This window comes from Nocardiopsis sp. NPDC006832 (assembly GCF_040635885.1).
In the GTDB taxonomy this organism is placed as follows: Bacteria; Actinomycetota; Actinomycetes; order Streptosporangiales; family Streptosporangiaceae; genus Nocardiopsis.
On record NZ_JBEYLC010000094.1, the window covers coordinates 1 to 16,120 of the forward strand.

Below are 16,120 nucleotides of genomic sequence, written 5' to 3' on the forward strand. Positions count from 1 at the left end.
GGGCGAACCACGCGCCGGTGCGGCCGATGCCGCTCTGGATCTCGTCGAGGACGAAGGCGGCTCCGGTGCGATCGCACAGGGCGCGTACGCCGGGGGCCGGGGGCTCCGGGGTGCCGGCCGGGCCACTGCCGGTGCGGCGGCGGGCCGTAGCCGTACGGCCCCGGCGGCCTCTGGGAACCCTTGCCACGGCTCACGACGACCACCACCACGACGACCACCGCGACGATGACGACGAGCACGAAGAACAACGCGATCAGCAGGAGTGAGCTCACGGCCATCATCGAGGTTCCCAGGGGGTCGAGGCGGATTCAGATGATCGGTGGGCGACCCGCGCGGGTCATCCGCCAGGCGGTCGCCCAGCTGATCGGGGTTCGGGGGCCGGCGTCCTCACGCCAACCCTCGCGGAAACCACCGAACCACGCGCCGAGCGCGCTCCTGTCACGCTCCCGGAGCACCGTCAGGCCCATCCAGGTGCCGAGGTAGGCGAACGCCAACGGCCAGGGAAGGTTGCGTCGGGCCAGCCACACCCGATTGCGGGCGTTGAGCCGGTAGAAGTTCTCGTGCCGGGTCGGCGTCACCGCGGGGTGGTACATCACTGCGTCGGCGTCGTACTCGATGCCGTACCCGGCGTCCATGATCCGCCAGGCCAGGTCGGTCTCCTCGTGGGCGTAGAAGAAGTCGCCCGGCAGACCGCCGCCCTTGTCGAAGGCGGTGCGACGGATGGCGCACGCGCCACCCAGGAACGTGGTGACCACACTGGACTTGCGGGAGTCACCGACCCGCAGTCGCGGCACGTGCCTGCGCTGGTCGGGGCCGCCGTCGGGGTCGGCGATCCGAAACGACAGGGCGCCCAGGGAAGGCTCGGAGCCGAACCGGTCGCGCACGTGCTCGGCCAGGTCCATGGACCGGTACCAGCCATCGTCGTCCAGGAACAGGATCACGTCGCCCGTGGTGGCCTTGACACCGTGGTTACGCCCCTCGGGGATGCCCACGTTCTCCGGTAGGTTCACCGTGACCACGCCCTCGGGCAGGTCGGGCAGGTCGGCGCCGTTGCTCACGACGACGACCTCGACGTCGGCACCCTCCTGCTCGAACACGCTGGTGATGGCCCGGCGCAGTTCGGCGGGTCGTGTGCCCATGGTCAGCAGGACACAGGAAAGGGTGGGTCGACCGGGCACCTGGGAACCGCTCCGTTCCTGCGCTCGGGCTTTCCGCGCCCCGGGCAGAACCGGGCCGACGGGTTCGGCAGGACCGCCGGGGTCCTGTGCTGGTGGGATCACGGGTGTGGCCATGGATGCGAACCGTTCAGTGGATGACGTGCGGCTGACAGGTGGACACATGCCAACGTTCGCAGAAACAGACTAACGATAGAATAAAGACGAAGTGTACGGAGCCGTGGACCGGGTAGCGTCCACGGCTCCGTGCTTACGTCAGGACATCATCGACGCGTCACTCCAGGCGTCGGGAGGCGAGCACGCTCACGAAGTGCGCGAAGCTCATCAGCACCGCCACCGCGGCACAGGCCACGACCAGGACCCTGGTCGCCGTCAGGTCACCGAGGAAGAGGTCGACCACGGCCACCACCACCACGATCAAGGACAACTCCACGGCCTGGATCAGGCGATGGACCTTGAGCGCGGAGGCCAGGCGTCGCGCCAGGCTCAGCCCGGACGACTTGGGCCGCATGGCCTCTTCGGTGATCTTCTCCGGAAGACCGGCCTTGGCACGGGCCACGACCACGTTGTCGGTCTCGGCCTTGATGAGTACGACACCGAGCGCGGCGGTCATCCCAAGGATGACCCAGCCCCCGGCCTCGAACCCGCCCTGGGCACGGATGCCCAGGCCGACGAGCAACGCGACCTCGGACACGTAGTGACCGATGCGGTCCAGGTAGATCCCGGCCACACTGGTCCGACCCGTGTAGCGGGCCACCTCACCGTCGGAGCAGTCCAACAACAGGTAGATCTGCACCATCACGGCGGCGAGGATCGCCGACCACAGGCCACCGAACGCGACGACCACGCCCGCGAGCACCCCGAACACCATCATCAGGTAGGTGATGGGGTTCGGCGGGACGCGTAGGCGCACGAAGAACGTGGTCAGGTACGGGGAGATGTCCCTCATGTAGAGACGCCCCGCCCAGTGCTCCTCGTTCACGCGCTCCTTGATCCCCGCGGGCTGGCCGCCCGCGCGGACCTCAGCGACCGACGGCTTCGACATAGGCCGCGACACTCCGCCCGATCTCGTCCTCGGAGAGGTTCAGGTGTTCCAGGATCGTGAACCTGCCCGGGCGGGTGCCCGGAGCGTGTGCCACGGCCCGCGAGAACTCGGCCTCGGTGAGACCGACGTCGGCGGGCACGATGGGCAGCTGGTGGCGGAGCAGGCAGGAGCGGATCTCGTCCAGTCGCGCGGCCGGCCAGCCCAGATGCTGGACCCGCAGGTAGGAGGCGAAGAGCGTCCCCAGGCCGGCGAGTTCCCCGTGGTTGCCCTTGCCCGGGTAGAGCTGGGTGACCGCGTGCAGGATCTCGTGGCAGGCGCCACTGGCCGGGCGGCTGGAACCGGCGACCGACATGGCCATACCGGACAGCACCAGACCTTCGGCCAGGACCTTGAGGAACCCGTCCGAGTCGATGGAGTCGGGCCGGTGCAGGATCGCCTCCGCCGCCACGCGGGCGAAGGTGACCGCCATGCCGTCGACCGGTTCGTCGTTCTCCCTGCCCGCGAGTTCCCAGTCCTCGATCGCGGAGATGTTGCTGATCACGTCACCGACACCGGAACGGACCAGGTGCCCGGGGGCGGCCTGGACGTAGTCCACGTCGATGACGACCGCGATGGGCATGGTCACGCCGATGGACGGCTTGCCGCCCTCGTGCTCCAGGGAGCTGACCGGGGAGGCGATGCCGTCATGCGCCAGGTTGGTGGCCACGGCCACCATCGGGATGCCCGCCATGGTCGCGGCGAACTTGGTGACGTCGATGGTCTTGCCGCCGCCGATGCCGGCCACGGCCTCGTAGGCGCCTGAGCGCAGCTTCTGGCCGAGCTCGGTCGCCGCGTCGACGGTTCCCTCCTCGACTTGGAAGACCTCGCACTGGGGCAGGTCCAGGTCGGCGGCGATCTGTGCGCCCTGACCCGGTCCCACCGCCACGGCGATGCGTCCCTCGGTCGCGATGCGGCGGTCGGCCAACACCGTCCCGAGCGAGGAGATGGCTCCCCGGCGCACGTCGATCGCCAGAGGGGAGGGGAGCATTCGTGCTAGTAGCGGCACGCGATCTCCCTCGCCTTGGCCAGGTCGTCGTGGTCGTCGACCTCGACCCAGTCCACCTTGCCGATGGGGGCGACGGCGATCTTCTCGCCTCGGCGGACCAGCTCCTGGTAGCCGTCCTCGTAGTAGAGCTGCGGGTCGCGCTCCCAGGTGGCCTTCAGGGCGTCGGCCAGGCGGGAGTCGAGCGAGCCCTCGATGAGGGTGGCGCCGATGTACTCGCCCGCGGCGGTGGCGGGGTCCATCAGCTTGGTGATGTTCTGGAGGTGGCCGTCGTCGTCGAGGGTCACCTTCATCTCTTCTTCAGCGAGGCTTTTCACGTTGTCCACCGCGAGGAGGAGTTCCGGTCCCCGGGCGGCGAGTAGCGTTTCCTCGACACTCACCGGGTGCACGGTGTCGCCGTTGACCAGGAGGACGCCCTCGGAGAAGAACTCACGTGCGGTCCACAGGGAGTAGGCGTTGTTCCACTCCTCGGCCTTGTCGTTGTAGCTGAGGGTGAGCTTGACGCCGTGGCGCTCTTCCAGAGCGGCCTTACGCTCCTCGACGGCCTCGGCCCGGTACCCGACGACGATGACGACGTCGGTGAGACCGGCGGCCGCCAGGTTGCGCAGCGAGATGTCCATGATGGTCGTCTCGCCATCGACGGGCACCAAGGCCTTGGGCAGGGTGTCGGTGTAGGGACGCAGGCGACGCCCCGCGCCTGCGGCGAGAACCATTCCGAGCATGAGGGCGAGTTCCTCCTTAGGTCGAGGAGGCGTTCACGCCTCCCCGTTCGTTCCGGTGGCCGTTCGGCCCCCGTCTCCGTTGGGGGAGATCGGGTGATCTCCCCACTGCCTCTCTCCGCCGAGGGAGTCGGCGGAACCGGTACGCACTTCGGCCACCGGAGTGGCGCTCCAGGTGCGCACGGCCTCCCGAACCTGTAGGACCACCAGGTATCCGGCGAGTATGCCGTAGGCGGGTGTGAGGGCGGACAGCGCTCCCCCGGCCGCGATGACCAGCATCCTGCCGTCCCACCCGAGCGCGGCGGCGCGCGTCCCGGACGGTCGGTTCACTCCGACCGCGGGTCGTGCGACATCGTCGCGGTGGTGACAGGCGACCGTCACCAAGACTACGAACACCAGGGGACCGGGCACGCCGGACGCGAGCCCCAGCGTTGCCAGGTATCCGTATTCGGTGGCCCGCAGGATGGGTGGTACGAACCGGTCGAACCGCCCATTATGGGGGTGGCCGGCGGCCAAACCGGACAGTAGCAGGGCCGCGACCGGTGCGCACAGGGTAATGCCTGTCAGCCGCCCTTGGTCCGCCAGGAGTAGGACCACCACGATGATGGCACCGGCGACGGCCGTGAACAGCGGTGGTGCGATCCCTGGCGCCAACCTGCCCAGAAGCCTGCCCATGTGACCGTCATCACGAAGAAAACGCAGGTCGAGAACGATCGGTCCCAAAAGGTCACATCCCCGGGCATCCCGTTCGACCACCGGGAGACCGTCCGTCGGTCTCTCCCCCATCGGTCTCTCCCCGTTCACCGGCGCACCTCGGAGCTCGGGTCGACGAGTTCACCGGTGATCGCGACGACACAGCCGACGATGAGGCTGATGAAGGCGATCCGGGCGTCCCAGGCCGTGGCGGCGACGGCGATGACCAGGAAGCGCGTGGGCTGCTCGAAGGCCATGATCCGGCGGGTCAGCAGGGCGAGGGAGGGCGACGCGGGAACGGCGCTCCCACCCTCTTCGGTGTCCGGTATCCCGGCGGCCCGGGCGATCTCGGCCGCGTGGCCCGCGCCCGCGGGCCGCCCACCGTCCCGAGGCCTGGGGACCGAGGCCCCCTGGAGGCCCTCAGGACGGCGCTGGCCGGGAAGAACGAGCGGATGTGGCGCCCACCTCGCGGGCGGCGCCGCGCGGGCCACCAGAAGCGCGTCACGCAGGGCGAGGGCGATGAGCGCACCGGCCGCCCACCCCCAGGCGCCGGAGTGACCGGCGGCGGCCGCCCCGAAGGCGAGCCCGACGTAGATCACGTACTCCCGGAACCGAACGGTCATGGAGATGGTCCACAGGGTGAGGACGTCCCGACGGTGGGAGCGCATGCGCGAGCGGACCGTGTCACAGAACAGGACCAGCCCGAGGAACAGCGACCCGACGATCGCCCCCGTGACGTCGGCCCGACTGAACCAGACCGCCGCGATGGCCGCGACCACGACGCCGACGCGGGTCACCCCCGAACGGGTGACGTACCCGCGTTCGAGCATCCGCGCGGTCGCCCGCACCACGATTCCCTCGGCCATGTCCGCGCTCCCCTGGTTTCAGCTGAGAGTCACGGTCGCCTACGCTCTGTGCACAATCCATCACCGACACGCTCAAGGACGCCGATACGCCCCTTTGAGTCGCAGAGCGGCGTTTCGGACAGGCCCCACAGGAAAGAGCGCACCTCCGGAACGATCCGTGGTGCGCTCTTTCCTGTGGGGGATTCGCGTTCGGGTCCAGGTCAGGCGGCCTGCCCGCCGTCCTTACCGTCCTTGCCGTCGCCACCCTCACCCGGGTCGGCCTTGTCCGCCTCGGGCTTGGGTTCGTCGGCCGCGGTGGCACCGGCGTCGATCGGGCCGGCTTCGGCCTCGGCCTTCTTGGCCGCCGCCTCGGCGCGCTTCTTCTTCGCCGCGTCCTTCTTCTTGCGCTCCTCGATCTCGGCCTTGGTGTCCTCGTTGTAGGCGGCCAAGGCGGAGTCGATGTCGGAGTCCAGGGCCAGGGCCCCGTTCTTGATGTACAGACCGCGGTTGCAGAAGCGGCGCAGGTCCCTCTCGTTGTGCGAGACCAGGACCATGGTGCGCTCGTTGGCGAGCATGCGGTCGATGGCCTCGTAACTCTTGCGTTTGAAGGCCTTGTCGCCCACCGCGAGCACCTCGTCGACCAGCATGATCGGGTGCTCCAGCTGTGAGATGAGCGCGAAGCCCAGCCGCACCTTCATTCCGCTGGAGTAGTGCCGGATCGGGGTGTCGATGAACTTCGGCTTGATCTCCGCGAAGTCGACGATCTCGTCGAAGCGTTCGTCGATCTGCTTCTCGGTCATGCCGTGCAGCGAACCGACCAGGTACACGTTCTCCCGGCCGGTCAGGTTGTCGTTGAAGCCGGCTCGCAACTCCAGCAGGGGCGCCACCTTGCCGTGCACGCTCACCTTGCCCTCGTCGGGGAGGAGGACCCCGGCGATCATCTTGAGCAGGGTGGACTTGCCGGTGCCGTTCTTGCCGACGATCCCCACGCAGTCGCCCTTGGCGACCTCGAAGGAGACGTCCCGCAAAGGCCAGAAATCGTCGCCCTCGGCGTTGGGGTCGCGCTTGTTGCCGTGGATGAACATCTCACGCAGACTGCGCTTACGCCGGCGGTTCACCGCGAACTTCACACCGAGACCCTTGGCCTCGATGACCGGACCGTCGGCGACCGCGGCCTCGTAAGTGGACGCCATCACAACTCCTTCAGAACGGACATCTCCAGACGGCGGAACGTCCAGTATCCGATGATCAGCATCAGAATCGAACCGACCACCGCAGAGGTCAACGCGAGGGTACTCGGCGTTAGTTCCTCGAATCCGGAAAACCACACCGTTCGGTGCATCTGGAAGATACCCATCAACGGGTTGAGCTCGTAGAGAGTCTTCGCCCAGCCGGGGACCTTGTCCGCGTGGAGCACCATGCTCGCCGGGAACAGGATCGCCGATCCGTAGAACAGAATCCGGGTCAGGATACGAGTCAGGCGTTCCACGTCACGGAGCAACACGTTCACCGAGGACAGGAACAGGGTCACACCCAACCCGAACATGAAGGTCAGCACGATGGCCAGGGGCAACCAGAAGAGCATGCCCTCCCAGCTGAAGCGTCCGCCGAGCGCGAACACGAAGACCAGCAGGACCGGCCAGGTGAGCACGTACTCGATGAACTTGGTCCCCACCGTGGCCATCGGGAAGATCTCCCGGGGCACCTTCATGGTGGTGATCAGCTTCGAGTGCGTGATCATCGCTCGCGGCGCCTCGCTGAGGATGGCGCCGAAGGTGGTCCAGGGAAGGATGCCCGCGACCAGGAAGAGGATGTAACCGCCCGGAACACCCTCCGGCATACCTCGTTCCGCCTGGAGCACGATGCCGAAGACGAAGAAGTACACCAACGTCAGAGCGAGGGGTTCCAACATCGTCCAGGCGTATCCCAGCACGGATTGCTGGTACTTGACCTTCAGGTCGCGCCGGACCAGGAGGCCGACGACCTTCCGGTGCTCCCAGACGGCCAGCGTCCTTGACGCCACCGCCACCTCCAAGGTTCGAGATCGTCCGGTTCAGATGTGCCGGACTGTCGCGTCTATGAACTCGCCTGTGCGCACCGGCCTTCGACACGGCCCCACCCGTACCCGGACCGGAACGGGGGCTGTCCGGAAGGTCGGGGGATACCGCGGACCACGCCCGGCTCCACGTCCGAATCGATGGGAGGGAGGGACCGATCACGCTCGACAGGCGTCCATAGGTTACCGCTGCATCGGACAGACCGTGTCAACCACGTGCCGTTCACCCCGGAACAGACCTCTCGTCTTCGACGTCGGTTAGGGTCTGGCATCGACATCCCACCTCGGGTTCCCTCGTTCGATCTCCGGCGAGCACCCGAGTAGGCACGGAGGAAGCATGTCCGCAGGTCCGCGGGTGATCGCGGCGGTTCTGGCAGGTGGGGTCGGTGCGCGTATGGGCGCGACCTCCCCCAAGCAGCTCCTGCCGCTGGAGGGGCGTCCCATCATCGAACATTCGATCGCGGCCTTCGAGGCCAGCCCCGACGTGGACGAGATCGTCGTGTTGATGGTGGACGAGTACGTGGGCCGGATCGAGGACCTGGTCGCCGAGGCCGGGTTCGCGAAGGTGTCCAAGGTGCTCCCGGGTGGAGCGACTCGAACGGACACCTCCTACGCGGCGTTGACCGCGATGTCGGCCGCCTCCGCCGACGACCTGGCGTTGCTGCACGACGCGGCCCGTCCCTTGGTCCGACCGGCGACCATCGCGGCGTGCGTGTCCGCTCTGGGCGAGGCGGGTGCCGTCGGGGTGGCGGTGCCCAGCGCCGACACCGTGGTGCGGGTGGCCCCGGGGCGGTCCGGCGGCGAGGTGATCGAACAGACCCCGGACCGTTCCACCCTGCGTCGGATGCAGACGCCTCAGGGGTTCCGTTTGGGCGTGGCACGCCGCGCCTACGAACTGGCGATGGCGGACCCGAACCTGGTGGCCACCGACGACTGCGGGGTGGTGCTGCGGTACCTGCCCGAGGAAGAGGTGCGGATCGTGCCGGGGGAGGAGAGCAACATCAAGGTGACGAACCCGGGTGACGTGGAGATCGCAGAGACGCTGTTGCGCCGGATGCGCGCGCACGCCGCGCCGATGGGGCGTCCGATTCCGGAGGTGGCGCCGTGAGCCGGGTCTTCGAGGCCACCGATGTGATCGGGCACCGGGGCGCGGGCCGAGGAGTGGTGGACGGGACCCGGGAGAACACCGTGGCCTCGTTCGAACTGGCCGCCCGCACCGGCGCGGACTGGATCGAGATCGACGTGCGCCGTACGCGTGACGACGCCCTGGTGCTCTACCACAACGCCGCTCTGGACGACGGTCGCGCCATCGTCGACCTCACCCTCGGGGAGTGCGGAGAGGCCGGGCTGGTGGGTCTTGAGGAAGGACTCTCCGCGATCCCGGGCCACATCGGTCTGGACGTGGACGTCAAGACGGTGATGGAGGACGCGGTGGACGCGCCGGCACGGCGAACCGTGTCGTTGCTCCTGCCCCATCTGCGCCGCGAGGCCGAGCGTCGCCGAGTGTTCGTCTGTTCGTTCGACCCGGGTCTGCTCTTGGCCGTGCGGGAAGGGGCCCCCGGGGTTCCGACTGCCTGGATGCCGTACGTGCGCAACCCCGCGGACTCGGCGATCCCCGGTGCCGTGGGGCTGGGGTGCCCGATCGTGGCGGTGGACGCCCGTGCCCTGGGATTGAGCGACGAGGAGCCCAAGCCGGGGCGACGTCCACTGGAGTACACGGTCGAGACCGCGCACCGCGCCGGGCTGGAGATCATGTCCTGGTGCCCGGACCCGGTCGACGCGGCGCGCTTCGCCGCGGCCGGCATGGACGCGGTCGTGGTGGACGACGTGTCCGGTGCGGTGACCGCCCTCAAGGAATCGCGCGATTGAAGCTCAGATCCGGTCGAGGAGTTCGGCCTTCTTGGTGCCGAACTCCTCGTCGGTGAGCAGGCCCTTGGCGTGCAGGTCGCCGAGGCGTTCGATCTGCTCGAAGATCCACGCGGTGTCGGCCCGTGGTGCGGGCTCGCCGAGGCCCACCGGGGCGTCCTGGCCGGCCTCGGCGATCTCGACGGAGGAGTCGCCGTCCGACGTCTCCGCTCCCCTTCCGCCGGGGAGGTTCAGGGTGATCTGTGGCCCGCGCAGGGCGTCCACGGCGCTCCGGGCGGTCCGCTTCCACCATTCGGGGTCGTCGAAACCCACCGGCGGGGTCTGCTCGTCTTCGCCGGCACCGATGGCCGCCCGGGCCGTGCCCTCGTGCGCCCACCGGTGGGCGGTGACCGTGGCGGCCAACAGGAAGGCCTGGTGGATCTCGTTGCCCTCGTCCCCGGCACGCAACACGTTGAGGTCGGTCTTGGGTTTGGCGTCGGCGGACTTTCCCCGACCCAGCACGCGGACGAAGCCCCAGCCCCAGTCGTCGACCGGTGCCCACTCCATGCCGTCGATCTCGGCCAGGTCGAACTCGCGGCGCTGTTTCTTCTTCTTGTAGCCACCGGCGTAGCCACCCGACCACACCAGGGAGAGTCGGTCGTCCTCGAAGCGGGCGGTCCCCTCGGAGGTGAGCACGTGCAGGGGCTGGGGTGGGACCAGGGACAGCACCGCGCGGGGCTCGGGTTCACGGGCCTGCCCGGCGGCGAAGCGGAGCTGGTCGGCCAGGTACTCGGCGACCAGCTCGGTCTTGGCCGGGCCGGTCAGCCGGAAGGGCTGGAACTTCTCGTCGAGCATCGCGCCGACGGTGGAGTAGGGGTCCATGCGGTCACGCATCCGCAGGTTGAGGACCCAGCCCTTCTTCCGCCCCGCACCCGGGCGGAAGTCGACGTCGCGGACGAGCCCGACCGGAAGGTCGAGGGTACCCAGGAGTTTGAACAGCGGGCTCTTGAACCAGCCCTTGGTCTCGAAGCGGATGCGGACAGTCTCGCTGTCGAACACCCACACGGCCTGGTCTCCGCGCAACTCGTCCATGGCTCCCTCTCCGGTTCTCCTACCTTTCTTGCTAGCAGAACCGGAGCTCCGATGGGAGACCGCTTCTCGGATCCCGAGTTCAGGAGTGGGAGGTCTGAGCGGTCCGCGAGTCGGCGCCCAGCTTCGACGGGCTCGTGATGAACCCGACGCCCCACGACATGTGCATGGTGGCGAGCGCCAGCGGGATGAGCGGCCACGACGAGGCCGGCCGCCCCCGGGTGAGCGGCACCGACGCGGCGGTGATCAAGGCCAGGTAGGCGGCGGGGACCAGCCACAGCGGCCAGAACAGGAAACCGCCGAGAAATCCGACGCCGATCCCGGCCACGGCCACCGGCGGCGCGAGGTAACGGAGGTTGATGGTGCCCTTGTGCTGGCGGGCGACCACACGCCGCCACCGGCCGTAGTGGAAGTACTGCTTGGCGAGCAGCTTGACGTTGCGGCGCGGACGGTAGGAGACCTGCATCCGAGGCTGGAACCAGACGGTGCCGCCGGTCGTGCGGATGCGGTGGTTCATCTCCCAGTCCTGCGCCCGCAGGAACGCCTCGTCGTACCCGCCGACACGCTCCAGCGCGGATCGGCGGAACACACCGAGGTAGACGGTATCGGCGGGGCCGCCCTCACCACCGGTGTGGAAGCGGGCGTTGCCGACCCCGACCTTGGAGGTCATGGCGGCGGCCACGGCCTTCTCCCAGGGGGTGGTGCCCTCGGCGGCCATGATGCCGCCGACGTTGTCGGCGCCGGTCTCATCGAGGGTCTCCACGGCCACCCGGAGATAGTCCGAGGGCATCATCGCGTGGCCGTCGATGCGCGCGACGACGTCGTGCGAGGAGGCGCCGATGGCGGCGTTGAGGGCGGCCGGGGTCTTACCGGTGGGATTGTCCACCACCTTGACGCGGGGATCCGCCGCGGCGAGGTCGTCGGCGACCTCACGCGTGCGGTCCTTGGAGGGACCGACCCCCAGGACGACCTCGAGCTCGCCCGGGTACTCCTGGGCGAGGACGTGTTCCACCGCGGCGGCGAGGTGGCGTTCTTCGTTCAGAACAGGCATGACGACGGAGACAGGCGGCCAGGACACGGGCACTTCCCTGGATCAAGACGTGTCGGAAACGCGCACGAAGAGAGGATGTACGCGCCGTCAACGGTACTGCACCGGGGCCACCGGCCGGACGACCCGTCTCCACCGTCACGGCTTGACACCCGAGATGATTCACACGAAACGACAGAACCGATCGGCCTCTTCCGGTCTCGAAACATAGGGGGGCAACACGCCGGGGGCCGACATCCGGCCCCCTTCGGCCGATCGGGTGACAACCTAGGTGTGTCGAGGACACCGTTGAACGGGTGGGACGGGGATGCCGATGAGCGACGACGCCGGACGGCACGGATCAACGGGCGAGTTCCGACGTGAGCGTTCCTCCCCTGTGCCACCCGACCGTTCAAAGCGTTCCGGGCGGATCACCGTGCCCAGCGCGACGGTCCGGCGGCGCCGCAACGGTCTGCTCGTGATGAGTGTCCTCTCGGTGCTGGTCCTGCTGGCCTCCGGCACCTCGTGGGCGATCACCGGGTGGATGTCGGGTTCGCTGAACCGCTTCGACGTGTTCAGCGGGATGGCCGACGACGACCGCCCCGAGGAGACCGGTGGTCTGACCTTCCTCGTCATCGGTTCCGACAGTCGCGACGAGATGAACTCAGAGGATCAGAACGCGCTCAGCGTCGGTTCCACCCCCGGACAGCGATCCGACACGATCATGCTGGTGCGCCTCAACCACGAGCGCGACCACCTCACCGTGGTCGGTATCCCCCGCGACCTGTGGGTGGACATCCCCGGCGAGGGCGAGGACAAGATCAACGCCGCCTACGCCTTCGGCGGCCCTCAACTCGCGGTCCAGACCGTGGAGTCGACGACGGGGGTGCGCATCGACCACTACGTCGAGGTGGACTTCAACGGATTCGTGGACGTGGTGGACGCCCTGGACGGCATCGAGGTGTGCCTGCCCGAGGCCATCGACGACCCCAAGGCGCACCTGAACATGGAGGCGGGCACCCACCAGGTGGGCGGGGCCGACGCCCTGGCGTTCGCCCGGACCCGAGCCACCGCCCGAGGCGACCTGGACCGGATCGACCGCCAACAGCAGGTGCTGTCGGCCATGTTCGACAAGGCGCTGAGCAGCCAGACCCTCTCGGACCCGGGCAAGCTCACCGCGTTCCTGGACAGCTCCCTGTCCTCGGTGACCGTGGACGAGGGGATGGACACCAGCGCCATCAACGACCTGGCGTACCAGATGCGCGAAATGGACCTGAGCAACGTGACCTTCGCGCAGGTGCCGATCTCGGACATGGACCACTGGACACCGCGCGGTGACGTCGCCCTGCTGTGGGACGAGCCCGCGGCACGGGAGATGTTCGCCGACATCAACGCCGACCGCCCGTTGAACGAACCCGAGGCCGAGGAGTCGGCCCAGGAGAACGCCGAGCCCGTCCCCGGCGACGTCCGGGTCCGCGTGTTCAACGGCACCGCCACCCCGGGCCTGGGCGCCCGAATGGACAACCAGTTCGCCGAGGCCGGGTTCGACGTCACCGACGAGGCCGAGAACTGGAGCGACCGGAGCGTGCCGACGACAGAGGTCCGGTACGGACCGAAGGACGAGGAGCTCGCCGCGTACATGGCGGAGATGCTGCCGGGTTCGGAGACGGTCGAGGACCAGACCCTGGAGGGCGACCTGCAGGTCGTGATCGGTTTCAACCACACGACGTTCGAACCGCCCGCTCCGGTGGAAGGCGCGGTGGCGGAAGAGGAACCGCAGGAACCGACCACGGAGGACGGAACCGCCATCACCACCGCCAAAGAGAACATCTGCACGTAGCCTTGTGAGGAGAGGGACCGCGAAAGTCCCTCGGGGAAGGGGAAGCTCTTGCTCCGCCACCTGGTCGGACTACTCGCCGGAATCGCCTTGACCCCCGTCATCTGGGTGGGGATCGCGTGGGCGGCCGACCTGTTCCCCCGTATCACCCAGGGTGAGGTGGACGTCGCTTCGGTGTTGTCCGTGGTGGTCCTGTGTCTGGTGGGTGCCGTGGGCGCCTACCTGGTCGCCTCACGCCGCTCTCCCCTGGTGGCCGGTACTTCCGGGGCGCTCCTGACCGCCCTGTGTCTGTGGCCGATCGTCTCCCCCGAGACGCTGACCTCCGCGCTCTCCTGGCTCAACGAGGAGACGTTCCTTTACCCGAGCGGGGCCGGACTCGGCATCGCCCTGCCCCTGGGCGTGCTGCTCCTGGGTTCGGCGACCCTGCCCACCCGCTGGCGCGCGGCCGAGGACCTGGGCCCCGTTCCCGGCGATCGAGTGGTGGCGAGCGCGAGCCGCGACCGGTATCGCTCGGCGCCGGTCGACGAGGTCGGGCCCGAGCCGGGCGAGACCGTGGAAGAGCGGTGGAACGACGGAGGTCCGGTCGGCGACACCGTGCCCGACGTTCCTCCACCCGCCTCCCCCGTACGCCGGTACGACGATTCCGGCAAGACCACGACGCCGTTCCGTCGCGGTGAGAGCGGCGCGGTGTGGACCCCACTGGACGACGACCGGAGCCGTTGATCCGAACGTCCCACTTCACGGGGGCGGGACGTCCCCTCATCGATCCCCTCGTACCGACATCTCACCACCCACCGGTAATCTGTCCGCCTGACTGTTCACGTGCAGTTGGGTCGGACGCCACGGCCCTGCGCGTAGGGTGATGCCGCCCCGGCACCATCGTCGGCCGAACCATGTCCGTTATCCGCCCCCGTGAGGGATGTCGACCGCCGAGAGCGGGAACAACCAATACCAGGCGCGCGCGGAAGCAAGGAAGGAACACCCAGTGGTCGAAGCGGAACGTATGCGGGTCTGCGTCATCGGGACCGGCTACCTCGGCGCCACGACGGCCGCCTGCCTGGCCGAGATGGGCTTCGAGGTCCTGGGCCTGGACGTCGACGAAGCCAAGGTCGACATGCTCCGTTCCGGCAAGGTCCCCTTCTACGAGCCCGGTCTCGACGAGCTACTGAAGGCCAACCTGAAGACCGGTCGGCTGCGTTTCACCACGAGCTTCGCCGAGGCCGCCGAGTTCGCGGACCTGCACCTGATCTGTGTGGGCACCCCCCAGCGTGACGAGTCCGGCGCCGCCGACCTGCGCTACGTGAACTCGGCGGTGGACAACCTCGCCCCGTACCTGACCCGACCGACCGTGGTCGTGGGTCGCTCCACCGTCCCGGTGGGCACCGCCGCCACCCTGGCCGCCCGCCTCGCCGCGCTCGCCCCGGTGGGCGAGGAGGCCGAGCTCGGTTGGAGCCCGGAGTTCCTCCGCGAGGGCTTCGGGGTGGAGGACACCCTGCACCCCAACCGCATCGTGATCGGCACCGAGTCCCCCCGAGTCGAGAAGGCCGTCCGCGCCCTGTGGCAGCAACAGGTGGACGACGGCACCCCGTTCCTGGTCACCGACCTGCAGACCGCCGAGCTGGTCAAGGTCTCGGCCAACGCCTTCCTCGCCACGAAGATCTCCTTCATCAACGCGATGGCCGAGGTGTCCGAGGTCGCGGGCGCCGACGTCATCCAGCTCGCCGAGGCGCTGTCCTACGACGACCGCATCGGCGGCAAGTTCCTCGGCCCCGGCCTGGGCTTCGGTGGTGGCTGTCTGCCCAAGGACATTCGCGCCTTCATGGCCCGCGCCGACGAGCTGGGCGTCGAGCCCGCGCTGTCGTTCCTGCGCGAGGTGGACGCGATCAACCAGCGTCGCCGGGCCCGCACCATCGACATCGCCCGCCAGCTGATCGGCGGAAACTTCGCCGGGCGCACCGTGGCGGTGCTGGGCGCGGCCTTCAAGCCGAACTCCGACGACATCCGCGACTCGCCCGCGCTGGACGTGGCCTCGACCATCGCCTCCCTGGGCGCGCACGTGACGGTGTACGACCCCCAGGCCCTGGAGCGCGCCCGTGAGGCGTTCCCGGAGCTGAACTACGCCGACTCCATGCTGGACGCCACACGCGACGCGGACGTGGTCCTGCTGCTCACCGAGTGGGCGGAGTTCAAGGATGCCAACCCCGACGAGATGGGCGAGGTCGTGTCCCAGAAGCGGATCGTGGACGGGCGCAACGCGCTGGACCCCACGTACTGGCGCGCTTCCGGCTGGACCTACCGGGCGCTAGGTCGCCAGTAGGAACCATCCATACGCTGAACGGCCGTCCCGAGTCACGGGACGGCCGTTCGCATGTTCGGACCACCCGAAGCCCGCTCATCCGCAGCCAGATCGCAGACGGTCTGTAGCCCGATCTCCGCTGGATCGCATCAGAGGTTTCGAGGAGTTCGGTGACCGCGCCGGGCTGCGAGGCTGCGAGGCTGCGAGGCTGCGAGCACGGTGCGCGGTGCGCGCCCTGGTCCGTGTCTCCAGCGCCGGCGGCTGACCAGGCGGTTGGTGGTCGTCCTTTTGGTGTGTGGGTGGGACGCCTGAGGTAGAGAATCTGCCGGTTTACGGGGCGGGTGTGGGGTGGTTGGTGGGGCGCCTCAGGTTTCTGGCTCTGGGGGTTGTTGGGCGTTGCTCGGGTGGGTTCTCCCTCCTTCCCCGCCGCGTGATTGTTGCCGCCCGCACC

15 protein-coding genes and 1 pseudogene are annotated in these 16,120 nt (G+C 68.7%); 5 read left to right on the plus strand and 11 right to left on the minus strand.

Annotation, left to right across the window (positions count from 1 at the left end):
* From ABZ717_RS26985 to ABZ717_RS27025, 9 genes and pseudogenes are all read right to left on the minus strand, one after another.
* Nucleotides 1-91: pseudogene (locus tag ABZ717_RS26985) on the minus strand (aminotransferase class III-fold pyridoxal phosphate-dependent enzyme); the annotation flags it as partial.
* Between the two features lie 217 nt (nt 92-308).
* Complete coding sequence (locus ABZ717_RS26990) at nt 309-1,139, minus strand: glycosyltransferase (protein WP_358515549.1); 831 nt, start codon at nt 1,137-1,139, stop codon at nt 309-311.
* A 310-nt stretch (nt 1,140-1,449) separates the two neighbouring features.
* Nucleotides 1,450-2,220 (minus strand): CDP-alcohol phosphatidyltransferase family protein, encoded by a 771-nt coding sequence (locus tag ABZ717_RS26995; RefSeq protein WP_358515552.1) that lies wholly within the window; start codon nt 2,218-2,220, stop codon nt 1,450-1,452.
* On the minus strand, nt 2,198-3,247 hold the full coding sequence (locus tag ABZ717_RS27000) for an iron-containing alcohol dehydrogenase family protein (RefSeq protein ID WP_358515554.1): 1,050 nt from the start codon (nt 3,245-3,247) through the stop codon (nt 2,198-2,200). Before ABZ717_RS27000 ends, ABZ717_RS26995 begins: the two co-directional genes overlap by 23 nt.
* Nucleotides 3,248-3,252: 5 nt before the next feature.
* The gene (locus ABZ717_RS27005) at nt 3,253-3,984 is read right to left on the minus strand and encodes a phosphocholine cytidylyltransferase family protein (protein ID WP_358515556.1); all 732 of its coding nucleotides are present in this window, start codon (nt 3,982-3,984) and stop codon (nt 3,253-3,255) included.
* Between the two features lie 33 nt (nt 3,985-4,017).
* Nucleotides 4,018-4,704 carry a DUF5941 domain-containing protein gene (locus tag ABZ717_RS27010; RefSeq protein WP_358515558.1) on the minus strand — a complete coding sequence of 229 codons (687 nt, stop codon included), beginning with the start codon at nt 4,702-4,704 and terminating at the stop codon, nt 4,018-4,020.
* Between the two features lie 77 nt (nt 4,705-4,781).
* The gene (locus tag ABZ717_RS27015; protein WP_358515560.1) at nt 4,782-5,540 is read right to left on the minus strand and encodes a hypothetical protein; all 759 of its coding nucleotides are present in this window, start codon (nt 5,538-5,540) and stop codon (nt 4,782-4,784) included.
* Between the two features lie 200 nt (nt 5,541-5,740).
* On the minus strand, nt 5,741-6,712 hold the full coding sequence (locus tag ABZ717_RS27020; RefSeq protein ID WP_358515563.1) for an ABC transporter ATP-binding protein: 972 nt from the start codon (nt 6,710-6,712) through the stop codon (nt 5,741-5,743).
* Complete coding sequence (locus ABZ717_RS27025; protein ID WP_358515566.1) at nt 6,712-7,554, minus strand: ABC transporter permease; 843 nt, start codon at nt 7,552-7,554, stop codon at nt 6,712-6,714. Before ABZ717_RS27025 ends, ABZ717_RS27020 begins: the two co-directional genes overlap by 1 nt.
* A gap of 358 nt (nt 7,555-7,912) precedes the next feature.
* Here ABZ717_RS27025 and ABZ717_RS27030 point away from each other — a divergent pair, with 358 nt between their 5' ends.
* Together ABZ717_RS27030 and ABZ717_RS27035 are read left to right on the plus strand one after the other, a co-directional pair.
* Nucleotides 7,913-8,683: an IspD/TarI family cytidylyltransferase gene (locus tag ABZ717_RS27030; protein WP_358515568.1), complete on the plus strand. Its 771-nt coding sequence runs from the start codon at nt 7,913-7,915 to the stop codon at nt 8,681-8,683.
* On the plus strand, nt 8,680-9,444 hold the full coding sequence (locus ABZ717_RS27035) for a glycerophosphodiester phosphodiesterase (protein ID WP_358515571.1): 765 nt from the start codon (nt 8,680-8,682) through the stop codon (nt 9,442-9,444). The genes ABZ717_RS27030 and ABZ717_RS27035 overlap by 4 nt, the downstream gene beginning before the upstream one ends.
* Nucleotides 9,445-9,447: 3 nt before the next feature.
* On the opposite strand, the gene ABZ717_RS27040 is transcribed toward ABZ717_RS27035, so the two are convergent.
* Both ABZ717_RS27040 and ABZ717_RS27045 read right to left on the minus strand, forming a co-directional pair.
* Nucleotides 9,448-10,512 carry a DUF4429 domain-containing protein gene (locus ABZ717_RS27040; protein WP_358515574.1) on the minus strand — a complete coding sequence of 355 codons (1,065 nt, stop codon included), beginning with the start codon at nt 10,510-10,512 and terminating at the stop codon, nt 9,448-9,450.
* Between the two features lie 79 nt (nt 10,513-10,591).
* Complete coding sequence (locus tag ABZ717_RS27045) at nt 10,592-11,587, minus strand: glycosyltransferase family 2 protein (RefSeq protein WP_358515577.1); 996 nt, start codon at nt 11,585-11,587, stop codon at nt 10,592-10,594.
* 283 nt (nt 11,588-11,870) lie between these two features.
* Between ABZ717_RS27045 and ABZ717_RS27050 the strand changes: the two genes are divergently transcribed.
* The 3 genes from ABZ717_RS27050 (at nt 11,871) to ABZ717_RS27060 (ending at nt 15,690) form a co-directional block, all read left to right on the plus strand.
* Nucleotides 11,871-13,376, plus strand: a complete 1,506-nt coding sequence (locus ABZ717_RS27050; protein WP_358515580.1) for an LCP family protein — start codon at nt 11,871-11,873, stop codon at nt 13,374-13,376.
* A 48-nt stretch (nt 13,377-13,424) separates the two neighbouring features.
* Nucleotides 13,425-14,096 carry a YIP1 family protein gene (locus ABZ717_RS27055; RefSeq protein WP_358515582.1) on the plus strand — a complete coding sequence of 224 codons (672 nt, stop codon included), beginning with the start codon at nt 13,425-13,427 and terminating at the stop codon, nt 14,094-14,096.
* Between the two features lie 262 nt (nt 14,097-14,358).
* Complete coding sequence (locus ABZ717_RS27060; protein WP_358515585.1) at nt 14,359-15,690, plus strand: UDP-glucose/GDP-mannose dehydrogenase family protein; 1,332 nt, start codon at nt 14,359-14,361, stop codon at nt 15,688-15,690.
* The last annotated feature ends 430 nt before the right edge of the window (nt 15,691-16,120 follow it).